17 protein-coding genes are annotated in these 18,326 nt (G+C 70.0%); 3 read left to right on the forward strand and 14 right to left on the reverse strand.

What is annotated here, in order from left to right; translation table 11 throughout:
* The gene (locus IZR02_RS15535; protein WP_025102639.1) at positions 1-933 is read right to left on the reverse strand and encodes an endo-beta-N-acetylglucosaminidase H; all 933 of its coding nucleotides are present in this window, start codon (positions 931-933) and stop codon (positions 1-3) included.
* A 136-nt stretch (positions 934-1,069) separates the two neighbouring features.
* Between IZR02_RS15535 and IZR02_RS15540 the strand changes: the two genes are divergently transcribed.
* Both IZR02_RS15540 and IZR02_RS15545 read left to right on the forward strand, forming a co-directional pair.
* A complete protein-coding gene (locus IZR02_RS15540; protein ID WP_025102640.1) occupies positions 1,070-2,959 on the forward strand; it encodes a heavy metal translocating P-type ATPase in 1,890 nt (629 codons plus the stop codon).
* Between the two features lie 23 nt (positions 2,960-2,982).
* Positions 2,983-3,261, forward strand: coding sequence for a hypothetical protein (locus IZR02_RS15545; RefSeq protein WP_025102641.1), 279 nt, complete (start codon positions 2,983-2,985; stop codon positions 3,259-3,261).
* A 13-nt stretch (positions 3,262-3,274) separates the two neighbouring features.
* Here the strand turns inward: IZR02_RS15545 and IZR02_RS15550 are convergent, their stop codons facing one another.
* Complete coding sequence (locus IZR02_RS15550; RefSeq protein ID WP_025102642.1) at positions 3,275-4,909, reverse strand: fucose isomerase; 1,635 nt, start codon at positions 4,907-4,909, stop codon at positions 3,275-3,277.
* Complete coding sequence (locus tag IZR02_RS15555; protein ID WP_025102643.1) at positions 4,906-6,423, reverse strand: FGGY-family carbohydrate kinase; 1,518 nt, start codon at positions 6,421-6,423, stop codon at positions 4,906-4,908. The genes IZR02_RS15550 and IZR02_RS15555 overlap by 4 nt, the downstream gene beginning before the upstream one ends.
* A 202-nt stretch (positions 6,424-6,625) precedes the next feature.
* Here IZR02_RS15555 and IZR02_RS15560 point away from each other — a divergent pair, with 202 nt between their 5' ends.
* On the forward strand, positions 6,626-7,273 hold the full coding sequence (locus IZR02_RS15560) for a DUF1640 domain-containing protein (protein WP_025102644.1): 648 nt from the start codon (positions 6,626-6,628) through the stop codon (positions 7,271-7,273).
* 11 nt (positions 7,274-7,284) lie between these two features.
* Here IZR02_RS15560 and IZR02_RS15565 read toward each other — a convergent pair whose 3' ends face one another.
* From IZR02_RS15565 to IZR02_RS15615, 11 genes are all read right to left on the reverse strand, one after another.
* A complete protein-coding gene (locus IZR02_RS15565) occupies positions 7,285-8,268 on the reverse strand; it encodes a LacI family DNA-binding transcriptional regulator (protein ID WP_025102645.1) in 984 nt (327 codons plus the stop codon).
* A gap of 27 nt (positions 8,269-8,295) precedes the next feature.
* The gene (locus IZR02_RS15570; protein WP_217316606.1) at positions 8,296-9,135 is read right to left on the reverse strand and encodes a dihydrodipicolinate synthase family protein; all 840 of its coding nucleotides are present in this window, start codon (positions 9,133-9,135) and stop codon (positions 8,296-8,298) included.
* Positions 9,026-10,027 carry an SDR family oxidoreductase gene (locus tag IZR02_RS15575; RefSeq protein WP_217316528.1) on the reverse strand — a complete coding sequence of 334 codons (1,002 nt, stop codon included), beginning with the start codon at positions 10,025-10,027 and terminating at the stop codon, positions 9,026-9,028. Before IZR02_RS15575 ends, IZR02_RS15570 begins: the two co-directional genes overlap by 110 nt.
* Before the next feature lie 14 nt (positions 10,028-10,041).
* Entirely contained in the window at positions 10,042-11,127 is a 1,086-nt protein-coding gene (locus IZR02_RS15580; RefSeq protein WP_025102648.1) for a mandelate racemase/muconate lactonizing enzyme family protein, read from the reverse strand.
* Positions 11,128-11,166: 39 nt separating this feature from the next.
* The gene (locus IZR02_RS15585; protein WP_025102649.1) at positions 11,167-12,021 is read right to left on the reverse strand and encodes a carbohydrate ABC transporter permease; all 855 of its coding nucleotides are present in this window, start codon (positions 12,019-12,021) and stop codon (positions 11,167-11,169) included.
* Entirely contained in the window at positions 12,018-12,971 is a 954-nt protein-coding gene (locus IZR02_RS15590) for a carbohydrate ABC transporter permease (RefSeq protein ID WP_025102650.1), read from the reverse strand. The genes IZR02_RS15585 and IZR02_RS15590 overlap by 4 nt, the downstream gene beginning before the upstream one ends.
* An 8-nt stretch (positions 12,972-12,979) precedes the next feature.
* Complete coding sequence (locus IZR02_RS15595; protein WP_025102651.1) at positions 12,980-14,227, reverse strand: ABC transporter substrate-binding protein; 1,248 nt, start codon at positions 14,225-14,227, stop codon at positions 12,980-12,982.
* Positions 14,228-14,313: 86 nt separating this feature from the next.
* The gene (locus IZR02_RS15600; protein WP_025102652.1) at positions 14,314-15,030 is read right to left on the reverse strand and encodes a FadR/GntR family transcriptional regulator; all 717 of its coding nucleotides are present in this window, start codon (positions 15,028-15,030) and stop codon (positions 14,314-14,316) included.
* A gap of 182 nt (positions 15,031-15,212) precedes the next feature.
* On the reverse strand, positions 15,213-16,082 hold the full coding sequence (locus IZR02_RS15605) for a dihydrodipicolinate synthase family protein (RefSeq protein ID WP_025102653.1): 870 nt from the start codon (positions 16,080-16,082) through the stop codon (positions 15,213-15,215).
* Positions 16,079-17,749 (reverse strand): tripartite tricarboxylate transporter permease, encoded by a 1,671-nt coding sequence (locus IZR02_RS15610; protein WP_062765595.1) that lies wholly within the window; start codon positions 17,747-17,749, stop codon positions 16,079-16,081. Before IZR02_RS15610 ends, IZR02_RS15605 begins: the two co-directional genes overlap by 4 nt.
* Entirely contained in the window at positions 17,746-18,285 is a 540-nt protein-coding gene (locus IZR02_RS15615) for a tripartite tricarboxylate transporter TctB family protein (RefSeq protein WP_025102656.1), read from the reverse strand. The genes IZR02_RS15610 and IZR02_RS15615 overlap by 4 nt, the downstream gene beginning before the upstream one ends.
* Between the last annotated feature and the right edge of the window lie 41 nt (positions 18,286-18,326).

Raw genomic sequence — 18,326 nt, forward strand, 5'->3', positions numbered from 1 at the left:
TCACTGCGCCGCTGCGCGGTAGACGGTCGCCTCGCCCTTCAGCGCCTCGGTGATGCCGGAGAGGTAGGCCGACTGGTTCGTCGCGGTGAGGTTGTATGCGACATAGACGCCGTACCCGTCGGCCACCGTGCGCTGAGCGAAGTCGGCGGCCGTCGTGGCACTCGTGTTCGCGAGGTCGATGGCCGCGGCCCCGAGCCGACCACGGTCGTCCAGGCCCGGCACGGTGGGAGCGTCGTAGGTCGGGTAGTACGGGTTCCAGGCGTGATCGAGCACGCTGCCGGCGTCGAAGAGACCGAAGTCCGTGGTCGTGTAGGACGGGCCGATCGCATACAGCGTGATGAGCTTGTCCGGCCCGAGCCGGTCGCGCAACGCAGAGGCCAGCCAGCCGAAGGACTGCGGGTTCGGCTGCGGGGTGCCGTTCGCCCCGTAGTTGCTCCACTCGTCGTCGAAGTCGATGCCGTCGAGGCCGTAGGCGGTCACGGTGTCGGCGAGCTGCGCGGCGAAGGCGTCGGCATCCGCGTACGACGTGAAGTTCGCGAAGCCGGCCCCCTGGTGGTTTCCGAGCACCGACAGCAGCACCTTGGTGCCCTGGGCCTGCAGCGGACGGATCTGGTTCTGCGCATCCTGCAGCGTCTCGGTGACCCGGTCGTTGAGGTGGAGGACCGCCTGCTCCCCGTCGTAGTTGATGTTCGCGGCGAAGATCATGGCCAGATCGACCGCGGGACGGCCCGACTCGGCGAGCGTGTAGTCCGCGACGTTCGCTAAATCGTTCGAGTTCACCTCGACGTAGACGGCGAGCTTCGGGTCGGCAGCGGCGGCATCGGCGACCGCCGCGGTCGAGGCGGCGAGGGCGGCGGCTCCGGCGGCGGCGAACGCCGCTGCTGCCGCGATACCTCTTCTCAGGCGGGACGATCGTGCGGGTGAGGAACTCATGACGGGATCTTCTCCTTCGGCGTCGTTGTCGAGATCGGGTCGCGACGTCGCGACTCGCGGCCTGACTATATCGCTTAAGCACAGGTGTCGGAAGGGGATGCTGGCGGTGCGCACCGATTCCGACGATGCTGGACGCATGCGCGCCCTCCGACTCCTCTGGCGGTATCCGGTCATCACGCTCACGGTCCTGGTCTTCGCCGTGGTCGGGGCGCTCCACGCCGCAGGCGAAGAGACCATCGGCCGATGGGTCGCGACGATCTTCGTGGCTGCGGTGGTCGTGTGGACGCTCATCGGCATGGTCCGCGACGTGCTCCGCGGCCACGTCGGACTCGACATCCTCGCGGTCGTCGCCATGGTGGCGACACTCGCGGTGGGCGAGTACATCGCGGCGCTCATCATCGTCCTCATGCTCTCCGGGGGCGAGGCGCTGGAGGACTTCGCGGGCCGCCGGGCCAAGCGCGACCTCTCCGCTCTGCTGGATCGCTCGCCGCGCAGCGCCCATGTGCTGACACACCCCGAGGATGCGGACTCGGACGCGGCGAGGGAGGTGCCGGTCGACGATGTGGCCGTGGGCGACGTGCTTCTCGTCCGCCCGGCGGAGATCATCCCCGTGGACGGTGAACTGCTCACGGACAGCGCGTCGTTCGACGAATCCTCGCTCACGGGCGAGAGCCTGCCCGTGACGCGCGGCGCGGGCGACGAGGTGCTGTCTGGCGCGATCAACGGCAGCCGGGCCATCCGCCTCCGTGCCCTCCGCACCGGCGCCGACAGCCAGTACCAGCAGATCGTCGCCCTGGTCGCCCAGGCCGAGTCCTCCCACGCGCCCATCGTGCGCCTCGCCGACCGGTTCGCGATCCCGTTCACCGCCGTCGCGCTCGTGCTCGCGGGGACGGCCTGGGCGCTCTCCGGCGACGCCACGCGGTTCGCCGAAGTGCTCGTGCTGGCGACGCCCTGTCCCCTGCTGATCGCCGCTCCCGTCGCCTTCCTCGGCGGACTCTCCCGGGCGGCGAAGTCGGGCGTCATCATGAAGAGCGGTGCGGTGATCGAGCAGATCGCGCGCGTGCGCTCCGCGGCGTTCGACAAGACCGGGACGCTCACCCAGGGGAGGCCGGAGCTCGTCGACGTGCGTCCGGCACAGGGCTTCGATGCGGATGAGATCCTGAGACTCGCCGCCTCGGCCGAGCAGTACTCCTCGCACGTGCTCGCCGACGGCATCCGCCGCGCCGCCGCCGCCCGAGGCCTGGCGCTGCACGGGGCGACGGAGGCGAGCGAGACCGCGACGAACGGGGTGTCCGCGACGATCGGCGGCCGCGCGGTTGTCGTCGGCAAGCCGGCGTATGTGGCGTCCCTCGCCCCGGACACCGTACGGGCGGAGCTCGCGCCGGGACAGGCCGCCGCCTATGTCGCCGTGGACGGACGGTTCGCGGGGGTCCTGGTCCTCGCCGATGCCGCCCGCCCGGAGGCACCGGCCGTGATCTCGTGGCTGCGGACGCACGAGGTCGACCGGCTCGCGATGCTGACCGGGGATGTGGAGACCACCGCGGCGTCGATCGGACGGCAGGTCGGGATCGACGAGATCCACGCCGAACTCCTGCCGCCCGAGAAGGTGCGTCTGGCCGCCGAGATGCAACCACGGCCTGTGCTGATGGTCGGCGACGGTGTGAACGACGCGCCGGTGCTGGCAGCGGCCGACATCGGCATCGCGATGGGCGCGAAGGGAGCGACGGCCGCCGGGGACGCCGCCGACGTCGTCATCCTCGTGGATTCGCTCGCCAAGGTCGTCGACGCCGTCGCGATCGGACGGCACACCCTCCGCGTCGCCCTCACCGCGATCTGGATCGGGATCGGGCTGAGCGTGGGGCTGATGGTCGTCGCGATGACCGGCGCCATCCCCGCGGTCGTCGGCGCGCTGGTCCAGGAGCTCGTCGACCTCGCGACGATCCTCTACGCCCTGCGCGCGCTGAGCGGCCCGCCGAGCGATCTCCGCCCCTCCGCCGTGCCGCTGCGGAATACCGTGACGGCCTGAGACCCCGGACTCAGACTGGAGGCATGACCGTGGACGACCCGCAAGTATGGACACTGATCGGCGTCTTCGCCGCCGTGATGCTCGGCGGCATGACGCTCATGACGTCGCAGCTCAGTCGCGTGATCCGTGCGGAGGTGGACCGCATCGACGGCACCCTCTCCGCACGGATCGATCGCATCGACGGCACCCTCTCCGCACGGATCGACGGCCTCGACGCCCGGCTCGGACGCATCGAGACGAAGGTCGACGATCTCGACAGGGAGCTCACGGACCTCGCGACGCGGTTCTGGCGCTCGCAGTGACCGGCCCGCGGCCTCAGATCGCCACGTCGCCGACGAGGTTGACCTTGATGCCCATGCCGTCGAACATCGCGGCCTTCGCGATCAGCGCCCTGTCCGCGGTCTCGGCGTCGGGCGCGTAGACGAGCTGCGCGTGGTTCGCCTTGTGCCGCGCCATGAACTGGTCGCGCGAGATGCCGTGCAGCACCACATGGGCGATCGGCCACTCCGGGTTCGTGGCGTCCTTCCGGCGCTGCGTCTCCTCCGCCGGCAGCTCGACGACCGACGCCCGGAAGATGTCCGCCTGCAGGACGCCCTCGGCGATGAACACCCGGGAGAGCACGACCTCGCCGGGCTTCGAGACGCCGTTGATCGTGGCGCCGCCCGCGGGGAAGAACACGTGACCCTGGCGCCACCCCTCCGCGTTCTGCCAGCCGCCGAGGTGAGAGGCCGGCACCGAGCCGGAGATCTCGTACACCCACACGAACTGCCCGTCGTAGTCCTCGCCCCAACGGACGTCGTGGAGAGTGTTGTCGGGGACGAGCCCCATCGCCCGCCAGACGCGGTCGGTCACGAGCGCATCGACGGCGACGCCCTCGTCGGCCTCGTTGAAATGCGGGAACGCGCGCCCCTCGTGCAGCACGCGGGAGCCGTCGCGCGAGGTCACCGGCGGGCGCTCGGTGGAGTTCAGGATGCCCTCCGCCAGGTCCGACGCCGGAACGAGATCCTTCAAGCCCTGCTGGTACTGGATGCCGACCGCGTCGAGGCCGAAGTCGTCGGCGATGCGGAGGGCGGCGATGTACATCTTCAGCTGCCACTGCACCTGCTCGCGGGTGAGCTCGGTCGCGGCGTCCTCGCCGTAGCGGAAGGTCATGCCGCGCTCGATCAGCCAGTCGTAGGCGGCGTCGGCCTCCTCCTCAGTGACGTTCAGCATCTCCGCGTAGAGAGCCGACTGCGACAGGCGCTCCTTGTAGATGCCGGTCTGGTTGAGGAGCTCGTCGTCGAAGATGGCGTTGTACATGCCCATGCAGCCCTCGTCGAAGACGCCGATGATGGCCTTCTCGGCGCGCAGCTCCGCGGCGAGCGCCTCGCCGAGCTGCTTCTCCGGGCTGTCCGGCAGTGCGGGGAGCGGACGCACGTGGGAGGCATCGTGGGTGATGGCGCCGGTCTCCGTCCACTCCCGGATGCCGTCGCGGAACCAGTCGTCGGTGAAGTCGACCGACCAGATCGTCGCGTACGGCTTGTCCATCTTCGTCAGGCCCGCGTTGAGGCCGAGGAGGCCGACGAGGCCGGGCCAGTCACCCGCGAAGTTCGCCACCGTGAGGATCGGGCCCTCGTGCGTGCGGAGGCCCGCGAGCACGTGGTGCGAGTACTGCCAGACGGCCTCGGCGACGATGAGCGGCGCGTCGACGGGGATGTTCTTGAACACCTCGAGACCCATGCGCTGGCTGGAGATGAAGCCGTGACCGGTCTCCGGGTCGACCTCATTGGCGCGGACGACCGTCCAGCCGAGGTCGTTCAGCACGCCGGTGACCCCGGCCTCGAGCTCGACCTGGGTGGGCCAGCCGCCCGTGTTGGCCGACTCGCGCAGGTCGCCGGAGGCGATCAGGTACGCGGTCTTCGGCGCAGCGGTGGGACGGGATGCCGGGGTGGGCAGGGTATAGGCGGTCATGAGTTCTCCGGGGTCGAGGGGGTGGGGGATCCGTCGCGCTGGGCGGCGGCGAGTTCATGGACGACGTCCTTCGAGCCGTCGTACAGGCGCACGTAGCGGTCGAAGAGGGCGTCCGCGAAAGGACGCAGCGCCTCGTCCGGGCGGACGGTGTCGGCGATGGGGTTCCAGTCGGTGATCGCGGGCGCGGCCCCGTCGGCGGCCGTGGCGGTCGCCGCGAGGAAGGCGGCCCCGTAGCTCGCGCCGATCGTCGTCTGCGGCACCTCCTGCACGAGCCCGGTGATGTCCGAGACGATCTGCAGCCACAGCCGTCCCTGCGTGCCGCCGCCGACCGCCACGATGCGGCGAATGTCGGCGCCGGCGGCTCGCATGGTCTCGACGTTGTGGCGCACGCCCAGCGCGGTGGCCTCGAGGGCCGCGCGATAGAGGTCTCCTCGGGTGTGCCGGAGGGTGAGCCCGGCGATGACGCCGCGGGCGTCGGGATCCTGGATCGGGGTGCGCTCACCGGCGAAGTACGGCAGCATCAGCAGGCCGTTCGCGCCGGGACCCGACTCCTCCGCCTCGGCGAGCAGCGCCGGGTAGTCGGCGCCGGAGAGGTCCTTCAGCCACGCGGTGAGCGCTCCGGATGTGGACAACCCGCCGGCGAGGTTGCGCGTGCCCGCGAAGGCGCCGGCCGTCGTCCACATCGAGGGCGTGCGGAGCGTCTGCTCCCCGGTCGCGACGAGGAACATCGTCGTGCCGTACATCAGCATGAGGTCGCCGACCTCATGGGCGCCGACGCTCACCGCCTCGGTCCAGGCGTCGATCGTGCCGGTGATGACCGGAGTCCCCTCGGGCAGGCCGGTCAGGTCCGCTGCAGCGGCGGTCACGGTGCCCGCGATCTCCCCGGCCCAGCGCAGCGGGGGCTGCTCGATCGTCCCGGCGAACCGCTGCCACCAGGGGTCGTGCCACTGCTCGCGCTCGATGTCGTACAGCGGCGAGACCTGGCTGGCCGACTGGTGGTCGAGGACGTAGGCGCCGGTGAGCTTGCGGGCCAGCCAGGAGGCGGGCATGTAGAGCCGCCGCGCGCGCTGCCAGGACTCCGGCTCTTCGTCGGCGACCCAGGCGAGCTTCGGCCCACCGGCCTGCGAGGTGAGCGTCGAGCCACCCACGCGGGTGATCTCCTCGACGCCGAGCTCCGCCGTCATGCGCTCGATCTGCGCCGTGGAACGGGTGTCCACACCGTAGAGGATCGCGGGGCGCACGGGCTCGTCGTCCTCGTCGGTGAGCAGGACGCACGGGCCCATGCCGCTCACGCCGACGCCCACGACCTCCGCGTCGGGGACCGCGGCGAGAAGGTCGGTGGCCAGCTCGACGAACTCGTCCCACCAGATCCGGCCGTCCATCTCGACCCATCCGGACTGCGGACGGGAGACATCGTGCGCGCGGGTCGCCGTCGCGAGGATCGTGCCGGCGGGGTCCACGAGGACGCCCTTGCTGCTGGACGTGCCGATGTCCACCCCGAGGGTGCAGCGCATGGTCTCTCCTTTGATCCCGACGGGCCGTGCAGGCCTGGACCCAGGCTACGCGAAATCGATTTCAAGGCGCAAGGAGCCGACCGCTTCTGCACCACGAGGACCGATATCGAGAGTCTCCACAGTCTTCGCCTCCGGCCGGAAAAACGCCGGTTCAGCACCGGAATACCGTGACATCCTGACCCCTCCGATCGAGACTCGAGGCATGCCCTTGAATGACCCACAGGTATGGACGCTGATCGGCATCTTCGTGACGACGATGCTCGGCGGCATGACCCTCATGACGACGCAGTTCGGCCGCGTGCTCCGTGCGGAGATCGGCGGGCTGCGTGGGGAGATGACCGGCGAGATCGGCACCCTCCGCACCGAGATGACCACCGAGATCTCCGGCCTCCGCACCGACATGACCACCGAGATCGGCACCCTCCGCACCGAGATGACCACCGAGATCGGCACCCTTCGCACCGAGATGACCACCGAGACCACACGACTACGCAGTGAGATCGGCACCCTCCGCACCGACATGACCACCGAGATCGGCACCCTCCGCACCGACACGACAACCGAGACCGCGGGCCTCCGCACCGACATGACGAACGAGGTCAGCGGACTCCACGGGGCGTTGGCGGCGCTGCACGCAGTGATGATGCGCGAGGTCGGCGGGCTGCGCGCGGCGATGGGTGCGCTGCACGGGGCGATGATCGGGCTGCGTGGCGAGATGATCGGCCTCCGTGGCGAGATGACCGCGCGGCTCGACGGCCTCGATCACCGCCTCGATCGATTGGAGGTGAAGGTCGACGATCTCGACAAGGAGATGACGAACCTCGCGGCGCGATTCTGGCGCTCGCAGTAGCGACGCCCCGTTCAGGCGCGCGCGGCCGCGCGCTGCACCTCGCCGGAGAGGACGATCGTCCGGGCCGGTTGCTCGTCGCCCTTGATACGATCCAGCAGCATCCGCGCCGCCGTCACACCCATGAGGCGCGCGGGGAGCCTCACGACGGTGACGGCGGACGGCGACAGCGTCGTGAAGGGCAGCGACCCGATCACCGCGACGCCGAGCTGCGGCGGGGTGAGTCCGTGCTCCGTGAGGACCTGGATCGCGCCGACACCGATGAGGTTGTTCCCGGCGACCACCGCGTCCGGCGGCTCCGGCAGCGCGAGGAGCTCCTCCATGGCCGCGCGCCCGCCGTCGACGCGGAACGTGGCGAAGCGCTGGAGCGAGGAGAGGTCATGATCGGAATCCATCGCCGAGAGCGCTTCCCGCCAGCCCTCCGCACGCTCCGCCGCGGTGTCGATGTGCGCGGGGCCACCGATGTACGCGATGCGCCGATACCCGGCGTCGAGCAGGCTCTGCGTCGCTGCGGCGCCCGCCTCCCGGTTGGCCATGACCACACCGTCGATGTCGGCGTCCGTGCGACGGTCCACCGCGACGACCGGCCGTCCCGTCGCCCGCACCGGCCCCAGATCCGAGTGCTCGTCCGCCGTCGCGATGATGACGCCCGACATGTTCTCGGCGATCGCGATCCGGAGGTACGTCGCCTCCTTCTCGGCCTGGGCGTCGGAGTTGCACAGCACGACGGAATACCCCGCTTCGGACGCCGCATCCTCCACGCCGCGCGCCATCTCGGTGAAGTACGGGTTCTCGATGTCCGGGATCACCAGGGCGATGACTTCGGAGCTCTGGGTCCGCAGCGTACGCGCCGTCCGGTTCGGGGTGAAGCGCAGTTCCTCGGCCGCCGCCCGCACCGCCGCCGCCTTCTCCTCCGACACGCTCGTGCCGTTGAAGACGCGCGAGACCGTGGCCGGGGAGACGCCGGCCCGCCGCGCGACGTCGTAGATCGTGGCCATGGGCACCCACTGTAACCGGTTTCAGCCTCAGCCCTCCGCGAGGAATCGATCGAGAGTCGCTCCGAGAGCATCGAGCCGGGTCCGAGCCGCCTCCGAGAGCGGTCGGAACGGACGACGGCAGTCCCCCAGCGCTCCTGCACCTCCCGCGCTGCGACCGGAGAGGTATTTCGCCGCGGGGAAGACGTCGACCGCGACGAGCTCGGCGATGACATGGTTGATCCGGCTCTGCACCCGCTGCGCTCGGACCAGGTCGCCGGCGTCGAGGAGGCGCCGCGCCGCCTGGAAGAGCTCGACCTGGAGCCCCACGGTCGTGCCGATCGTCCCGCGGGCACCGGCGGCGAGCGCGGGCACGAACACCTCGTCGAACCCGTTGATGTAGGCCTTGTCGGGGAACGCCGCCTTCATGCGCTCGAGGGCGTACATGTTGTGCGCGGTCTGCTTGAGACCGATCACGCGATCATCGCCCAAGAGCTCTCCGGCCGTCTCCAGCGTGAACTCGGTCCCCGTGAACTGCGGGATGTTGTAGACGATCAGCGGGAGGTCCACGGCGTCCAGCACCGCGCGGTAGTGGTCGAGGACGGCCTCGATGCCGAAGGAGTAGTAGATCGGCGGGATCATCGAGAGGGCGGAGGCGCCGGCGCGCTGCGCCCGCCGTCCGAGCTCGATCGCCTCCCGCGTCGACAGCGCGCCGACGTGGGCGACGACGGGGATGCGCCCCTCGGCGGCGCGCACGGCGGTCTCCACCACCGCGGTCCGTTCATCCGCTGACAGGAGGAGACCCTCCCCCGACGACCCGCAGCAGTAGATCCCCTCGACGCCGCGGGAGACGTAGTCCTCCACGAGCGTCGAGAGCAGTCCGGTGTCCACCGCCCCGTCCGCGTCGTAGGGAGTGGCGATCGCCGCCATCAGCACCCCGAGGTCCGCCGCGGTGGTCACCATGCGGTCCACCCCCGTCCACGACGAGGTTCGCTCCGGTCATGTAGCGCGAGGCATCCGAGAGTAGGAAGACCGCGGCCCCGTTGAAGTCGGTCGCCTCCGCCATGCGTCCGATCGGGATGCGCGCGGTGTAGTTCTGCTGGAACGCCGCGTCCTGCGTGTCCCGACCGACGCCGGAGGGGGTGAGGGTGTTGACCCTGATGCCCTGTCGGCCCCAGTACGTCGCGCAGTACCGGGTGAGGTTGTACAGCCCCGACTTCGCCGCCGAGTAGGCCACCGGCTTCACGAACGGCACCCCGGTCTGCTCCTCCTTGTAGGCGTAGATGTCCTGCACCGGCGACACCATCCCGTAGATCGAGCCGACGTTGATGATCGAGCCCGGCGTGCCGGCCGCGCGCATCCGGGCGCCGGCGGCCTGCGTGACGAGGAAGGTGCCGACGAGGTTCACGTCGACCACCTCCCGGAACACCTCGAGGGGGAAGTCCTCGAAGGGCCCGGAGACCTCGGGGGGCGCGCTCGGCTGGGTGTCCAGACCGGCGTTGTTGATCACGCCGTCCGGCGCCGCACCCCACGCCTCGACGATCGCGTCGAGGCCGGCCTCGACGCTGTCCTTCGAGACGATGTCCACGGAGACGCCGAGGAGGCGCGGGCTGTCGGCGATCTCGGGGAACACCTCCTGCAGGCGTGCGGCGTCGACGGTGCGCGATGCCACGGCCACCCGGGCACCGCGTCCGTGGAGCTCCCGGACGAAGGCCGATCCGATCTGGCCGAGGCCGCCGGTGACCAGGATGATGCGGTCGGTGAGGTCGAAGATGTCCGTCATGTCGTTCGTCTCCCTCAGCTCACCGCGTGCCGCGCGAGGTTCTCGCGGTCGTACTCCAGGCCGTTCCCCGGCGCTCCGGTCGGGACGAAGAACCCGTTCTGCGGCCGCTGCGGCACGATGACGCCGAGGTCGCTGAGCGTGCCCCCGTCCGTCATCTCGCCGAACAGGGCGTTGGGCACCGCGCAGAGCACGTTCGCCGTGAGCTCCATCACGAAGTGCGGCGTCATCGGGGCGTTGTACGCCCGGCCCAGGGCGGCGATGTCCATGTAGGGCGTGATGCCGCCCACGCGACCGACGTCGGCCTGGATGAAGTCGCACGCGTCGGCGAGGAGGTACTGGTTGAACTGCTGGAGCGTGTAGACGTTCTCCCCCAGCCCGATCGGGATCGGCGAGCGGGCCCGGAGGCGCGCATGCGAGGCGACGTCGTCCACGCGCAGCGGCTCCTCCACCCAGTAGAGGTTGAGGTCGCGGAACCGGGTGACCGCCCGGACCGCCTCCCCGTACGTCCATCCCTGGTTCGCATCGACCATGAGCGGATACTCGCCCACCGCCTCGCGGATCTTGGTGAGCCGGTAGACGTCCTCTTCGAGGTCCGGCTTGCCGACCTTGACCTTCCCGGCGGCGTACCCGTCGGCCTTCCATTCCTTGACCTGCTCGACGACCTCCTCGGCGGACAGGTTCAGGTTGATGCCGCTGCCGTACAGTGCGACCCGGTCGCGCACCTGGCCGAGGAGCTTCGCGAGCGGCTGCTCGTAGTGCAGCCCCAGCAGGTCCCACAGCGCCACATCGATCGCGGCGAGGGCGAGCGTAGTGGTCCCGCCGGGGCCGTTGTCGCGCAGGTGCTGCCAGGAGTGCTGCCAGACGGCCCGCGGATTGACCTCGCGGCCGATGAGCGTGGGGATGAGCTCACGCAGCGCCGCCATCATCATCTGACCGCCGACACCAGACGTGTGGCTGAAGCCGGTGCCGACCAGCCCGGTGTCGGTGGTGATGTCGGCGAGGATGATCTCGATGTGGGTCACCCGATGGATCTGGTCTCCCCACGGCCCCTTGGGGAGGGGGATGCGGGAGAGCTGGAGGTCGATCGATTCGATTTTCATGCGTGGTCCTTCCGGGACGACGAGGAGGGGACGGGAGCTTCAGCCCTTGACGGCGCCGGCGGCGAGACCGGCGACGAGGCGCTTCTGCACGAGGAGGAAGCCGACGACGACGGGGAGCACCGAGAGCACGCCGCCCGCGGTGAGGAGGTCCCACCGGATCTGGTACTCGCCGATGAACAGGTGCAGCCCGACCGGCAGGGTGCGCGTCGCCGTCTGCGAGGTGAAGGTGAGGGCGTAGAGGAACTCATTCCAGGTGAGGATGAACGCGTAGGTTCCCGCCGCCACCATCCCGGGCCGCAGCAGGGGCAGCAGGAGGATGCGGACGATCTGCGCGGACGAGGCCCCGTCGATCTGGCCGGCCTCCTCGATCTCCCGGGGGATGGAGTCCGCGAACCCCTTGAGCAGCCAGGTGGCGAACGGCGTGGCGAACGCGGCGTGCACGAGCGCGAGACCGAGCGTCGTGTCCATCAGCCCCATCCCGCGCAGCTGCCCCTGCAGCGAGATCACGAGCAGCACGGCGGGGAACATCTGCGCGAGCAGCAGCCCGATCATCACGGCCCCGCGGCCGCGGAAGTCGAACCGCGACATCGCGATCGCGGCGCCGGTGGAGACGACGAGCGTGACCGGGACGGCGATCGCGGCGACGGTGAGGCTGTTCCGCAGATAGGTCAGGAACGGCGTCGTCGACAGCAGTTCGGCGTAGGACGCGGTCGTGAACTCGGAGGGGATGAGGTTCGCTCCGGCGCCGGCGAGCTCGTCCCGGGGCGTGAGCGACGTCAGCAACATGACGATGTAGGGACCGAGCACCATCGCGAGCACGCCGAGGAGGGCGATCGCGAAGCCGGTCCGTCCCGCGAGACGGCCGAAGCGGACGGGAGCGGTTGTCGTGCTCATCGCGTGGTGTCCTTCCGGGTGAGGCGCACGTAGAGCGCGATGAAGACGGCGAGGAACAGGGCCTGGATGACCGCGTACGCCGCGCCGGCGCCGAAGTCGCTGGCCTTGTAGGTCGTCAGATAGGACTCCAGCGCCAGGGTCGTCGAGGAGGTGCCCGGCCCGCCGCCGGTGAGGATGAAGATGAGGTCGACGTAGTTCGAGGTCCAGATCAGGCGCAGGAGCGTCGTGATGAGGATCGTCGGGAGGATGGCGGGCAGCACGACGTGGCGGAACACGCCGACCGGGCCGCACCCGTCGATCTGCGCCGATTCCTTGAGCTCGCCGGACACGCTCTGCAGTGCCGCGAGGATCATGATGGCGAAGAGCGGGATGCCCTGCCAGACGTCGATCATCACGAGCGTCGGCAGCGCGGTGCTGTTCTGCGAGAGGAACTCGATCGGCGCGTCGATGATCCCCGCGTTCAGCAGCCACTGGTTGAGGACGCCGTTGTTGGGGTCGAGGATCCACTTCCACATCAGCGCGACCAGGACGCTCGGCGTCGCCCACGGGATCATGATGAGCCCGCGGTACACGCCCCGCAGGGGGAAGCGGTTGTTCAGCATGAGCGCGAGCGACAGCCCGCCGATCAGCTGGAGCGCGACGGCACCGAAGGTCCAGAACGCCGTGCGGCCCAGCGTGGGGACGAACTCCGCGGTACCGATGACGCTGGCGAAGTTCTGGAACCCGACGAACTCGAGCACGCCGGTGAAGACGCTCACGTCGTTGAACGAGAACCAGATCGAGCGGACGAGCGGGTACCCGGCGAAGACCGCGACGAGCACGATCGCCGGCGCGAGCAGGACGAGGGGGGCGACCGAGCCGCGGCGCGCACGTCGCCGGAGCCGGGTCACCGGCCGGCGCGGGGCCGGCCGGCCGGTGACGACCGCTTCCGTGAGGGTGGAGCTTGCCATGTCGGTCCTCAGCGCAGCACGTCGGACATCTTCGTCAGCACGTCCTGGCTGCTGATCTCGCCCTGGAACGCCTGCTGGATGAGCGGGTTCCACTCCTTCGCGGCGAGCTCGGCCACCCCCTCCAGCGCCGGCCAGGTCTTGGCGGTGGGGATCGCGTCGACGGCGACCGCGAGCTGCGGGTCGGACGAGTACGCCTCGGTGTCGATGACCGACTCGAGCACCGGCAGCTGACCCTGCGGCGAGGCGGAGATCTTCTCCATCTGCGCCTCCTCGCTCAGCCAGGAGATCCACTCCCAGGCGGCGTCCTTCTTGTCGGAGCCCTCGAGGATGACGTTGCCGCTCATGCTGCCGAGCGTCGCGCCGGGCTCGCCGTCGGCCGTGGGGATCGGGACGACGCCGAGCTTGTCGCCGAAGACCCCTTGCAGCTCCTTCAGGGAACCCGGGTGGTGGATCATCATGCCGGTGAGGCCCTCGACGAAGTTCGTCTTGACGTCGGCGAAGGCGGCCGTGATCGATCCGGGGGGCGCCGCCTGCAGGTCGGTGACGATGCGGAGGTAGTCCTCGTTCACCGTGACGCCCTTCGCGTCGTCCAGAACGACCTCGCCGGAGTCGTCGACGACCGACGCCCCGCCGGCGTACATCCACGCGAGCCACTGGTCCTGTCCGCCCGCACCGCCGCGGACGTCGATGCCGTACCGGCCGTCACCGGTGAGGGCGGCCGCCGCGTCGAGGAGGTCCTGCTGGGTGCGCGGCGCCTCGAGCCCGAGCTCCTCGAAGTAGTCCGTGCGGTAGTAGAGGTAGAGCGTCGTGTACTGGTGGGGCAGCATGTACACCGCGTCCTCGCCGGGCAGCTGACCCGTCGCCCAGAGCGAGTCGACGACGTCGTCCGAGGCGTCCCAGCCGTCGACGTACGAGGTCAGGTCGGCGATGGCGCCCTGCGGCGCGAACTGCCCGAGCCACCAGTCCTTGCTGCGGGCGGCGTCCGGCCCGGTGCCGTTCATCGCGGAGGACACGAGCTGGTTCTGGTACTGGTCGAGCGGGATCGTCTCCAGAACGACCTTCACGTCGTCCTGTGCGCCGTTGAACTCATCCGCGAGCTCTGTCCAGGTGGGGTCGGTCGCGTCGTCCTGCCAGAGCCAGTACGTGATCTCGACGGGGCCGTCGCCCTCCCCTGACGGGGCGCTGCTGGCACAGCCGGTGGCGAGGGCGACGACGCCGAGGGCGGCCAGGGCGGGGAGGATTCGGGTGGATCTCATGATGCGTACTCCTTCGTCGATCAGATGAGGGTCGTGCGAAATCGATTTCAAGACGGGTGCGGCAGAACGCGCCGGTGCGGGGAGGGTCAGACCGGCAGCGCGGCCGTGGTGCCGAAGTCGATGTCCGGATAGCGGTTGCGGACACCGTAGAAGTGGGCGTCCAGCTCATGGACGGCCCGGCGGGTGTCGCCGGCCTCGATCGCATCGATGATGCGACCGTGCATCGCGGCGATGGCGGGATCCTCCTCGACGGGCTCCTCGCGTCGCGCGGCGGCGAAGACGACCCAGAAGGACTGCAGGAACTGATCCACGAACGCATTGCCCATCGGCGCGAGCAGCCCGCGGTGGAACTGCTGGTCGAGCTCGGCGAAGCTCTCGTTGCGCAGGGCGCGCTCCACCATCTCCTCCGAGAGCAGCCGCAGACGGGCCAGGTCGCTCGGCTGCAGGCGCGGGATCACCAGAGGCAGCAGAGACGTCTCCAGCGCGTGACGCACTTCCAGGAGTTCCCGGGTGGCGGCCTCCGGGTCGTCGACGAAGCCGATCCAGCGGGTGGCGAGATCGGCGGCGCGGAATCCTCGCCAGACCCGGCGCGCCCCTTGCCGGGACACCACGATGCCGAACGCCTCGAGGACACTGAGGGCCTCGCGGATACGCTGCCGTCCCACCTCCAGGACGGCGCCGAGCTCGGCCTCGGTGGGCAGCGGGTCGCCGATCTCCAGCCCGGAGCGCTGCAGGTGCTGAGCCAGACGGCGCGCGAGCGCGTCCGACAAGTCGGACCCGGTGATCTCGATCTTGTCTGACATGTTCCGTTCGCTCCTTCGCGACATCGGCGGAATTCCCGCTCATGAGCCTAGACAGTCCGCGTACCTGTCGTCAAGTGACCATCCGGTCGCCGCTACTTGTCAGACAAGCAAGCGAGGGGATACGCAGAGATGCCGCGACCCGAAGGCCGCGGCATCCCGTCCGTGCGTGTCCCGGATTCGCGTCAGCGGTGCGCGGCCACGACCTGCGCGACGGCCGCCCGCTGGTCGGCGGAGGGCTCGGCTATGGCCATACGGCAGTGCGTGTCCACGACGTCGAGCACGCGGTACGCCTCCTTCATGCGCGCCATGTCGCCGCCGATGAGCGCGACGACGTCGTCCACGGCGGCCTGTGCCGCGGCGATGGCGTCCGCATCGCCGGAGCGTCCGGCCTCGGCAAGGGCGCGGAAGGGCTTCGGCGTCACGGAGGAGACACCAGAGACGACGCCCTGCGCGCCCGCTTCGACGGCTGCGATGAGGTCGCGGTCGGCGCCGGTGTAGAGCTCGAAGTCGGCCGGCACCACCGCGCGGTACGCCGCGATGTCGTCGAGCGAGAGCTCGCTCACCTTGGCCCCGACCACGTTCGGCAGGGCGGCGATGCGCACGAGCAGCTCCGGCGAGACGGGGTTCCCGCTGCGCGCGGGATAGATGTAGACGTAGAGGCGCCCCTCCCCCACGGCTGCCGAGACGGCGCGGTAGTAGTCGAGGATCGCGTCGTCCGTGGCACGCAGGTAGTAGGGGGTGAGGGCCGCGAACTCCGTGGCCCCCAGCTCCTTCGCGATGCCGACCAGGCGCACGGCCTCGAAGGTGCTCGGCTGTCCGACGTGCACGATGACGCGCATCCGGTCCGCCAGCTCCTCCAGCGCGGCACCCACGAGCGCCCGGAACTCGTCCGCGTCCACGGCGGGGAACTCGCCCGTGGTGCCGAGGACGAAGGCGCCCTCGTTCCCCGAGTCGGCCACGAACCGGAAGATCGCACGCGACCCGTCGAGGTCGAGGGTCCCGTCGCGGTGGAACGCGGTCGGGACGGCGGTCAGGATGTCGTAGCGGGTCACTTCTCGGTCTCCTCGGGGGTCGTGCTCTTGCGGTTCTTGCGGTCGGCGCGTCCCCGGCGCGCACCGGCGTCGACGTTGCGGACGGTGGAGGTGAGCAGGTCGGGCTGCGCCGCGAGCTCGTCGTGCGCCTTCTCGATCTGCACGATGCTGTCGGTGTGGAGGATCGAGTCCTCCAACGAGGCCCGCTCGGCGCGGGGCGTGCGGGCGGCGCGGATCGCGGGCACGACGATCGACAGCACCGCGAGCGCGAGCAGGACGAGGGCGATCGGGCTGACGACCTCGAAGAACGGCCGCGTCGGCAGGATCGCCAGCGTGCGGGCGAGGTTCTCCTCGGCGAGCGGACCGAGCAGGAGACCGAGGACCACGGGTCCTGCCGGGACCTGCATGCGCTTGAGCAGCACGCCGACCACACCGAAGACGAGCATCGTGACGACCGTCGACAGGCTGTTCGAGGTGGCGTACGTGCCGATGATGCAGAAGATGAGGATGCCGCTCCACAGATACGGCTGCGGCACGTCGAGCAGCTTGACCATGCCCTTCATCCGCACGAGGCTCAGCGCGAGCGACAGGAGGGTCGCGACGAGCATGATCCCGACGATCGAGACGACGAGGTCGGGGCGGTTGGTGAACAGCGTGGGCCCGGGGGTGATGCCCCAGATGATCATCGACCCGATCATCACCGCCATCACGGAGTCTCCGGGGATGCCGAGTGCCATCGTGGTGGTCAGCGAGCCGCCGAGCGTGGCGCTGGAGGCGGTGTCGGACGCGGCGACGCCCTCGATCGACCCCTTGCCGAACATCTCCGGGTGCTTCGACGCCTTGCGCGCCCGCTCCCAGCCGATGAGCCCGGCGATGTCGCCGCCGGCCGCCGGGATGAGGCCGACACCGAGGCCGACCGCGCCGCCGACCGCGGTGGCCCGTCCGCTCTGCTTCAGCTCGGCGCGGTTCGGCCACCACCGCCCGAGGCTCGAGATCGGCCGGACGTGCGACTTCCGGTGCGTGAGGAGCTGGTCGAAGAGCTCGGCGATGCCGAAGAGGCCGATGATGACGGCGATGAAGTTCACGCCCTCGACGAGTTCCAGCACACCGAACGTGAAGCGCTGGTCGGCCGTGGCGGCGTACGTTCCGACACTGCCGAGCATGAGTCCGAAGAGGCCCGCGAGGATGCCCTTGAGCATCGACTTGGACGAGATGCCGATCATGATCGCGATGCCGAAGACGACGAGCGCGAACAGCTCGGGCGACTTGAAGTAGTCCCGGGCGAAGCTGGCGATCGGCACGGCGGCGACCGAGAAGAGCACGAGCGAGGCGAGGATGCCGACGGCCGACACGATCGCGGAGATCGTCAGCGCGAGACCGGCCCTGCCCTGTTTCGCCATCGGATAGCCGTCGAGGGTGGTGGCGATGGAGGCGGGAGTCCCTGGTGTGTTGATGAGGATGGACGGCACCCGGTCGCCGAAGTTCGCCGCGACGTAGATCGTCAGCAGCACCGCGAGGCCTTGCACGGGTTCGAGGGTCATGGTGAAGCCGGCCGCGAGCGCGACGGCCATGGTCGCGGTGATGCCGGGGAAGGCGCCGACCATGAAGCCGAGGACGAGGCCGACCGCCATGTACAGCAGGATCGAGATGTCGAGGAGCGAGTTCAGCCCCTCCAGGAGCGCGTTCACAGGGGGATCCTCAGGAGCATGCCGAAGACGACGTAGACGAACGCCGTGACGGCGGCGGAGTAGATGACGAGGCTCAGCCAGCGGCGGTGGCCGTAGAGGAGCATCAGTGCGGCCATGAGCAGGGCGCAGGCGATCGGGAAGACCTCGATCCGGTAGCCGAAGAGGATGACCGAGCCGAGGGACCAGAGTGCGATGAAGGCACCGGCGATCGCGATCGTCGCGACCACCCGGAGGACGCCGCCCGGCTGGATGCGCTCGAGATCCTCCCGCGTGGGTGCCGGTCGCGTGATCGCGACGGCGAGCAGGGCGATCGCGATCACGACGCCGGTCACGCCGATGACGAGCGGCCAGAAGCGGGCGTCGATCTGTCCGGGGGCGGCCTCGCGGCGCAGCGGGATCTGCGTGGCGAGGAAGAGATAGCCGGCGGTGATCGCGAGGGCGACGGCGGCGAACGCGATCTCGAGGGGTCGCGAGGCGGTCGCCCCCTCGTAGCCGCCCGGCGCGGCCGACTCGGCCGCGGTGTCGGGGCTGGTCATGGTGCTCCTTCGTCGGAGGACGCGGTGGGGCCGGCGCGTGC

It is taken from the genome of Microbacterium paraoxydans, from assembly GCF_019056515.1.
Lineage (GTDB): Bacteria > Actinomycetota > Actinomycetes > Actinomycetales > Microbacteriaceae > Microbacterium.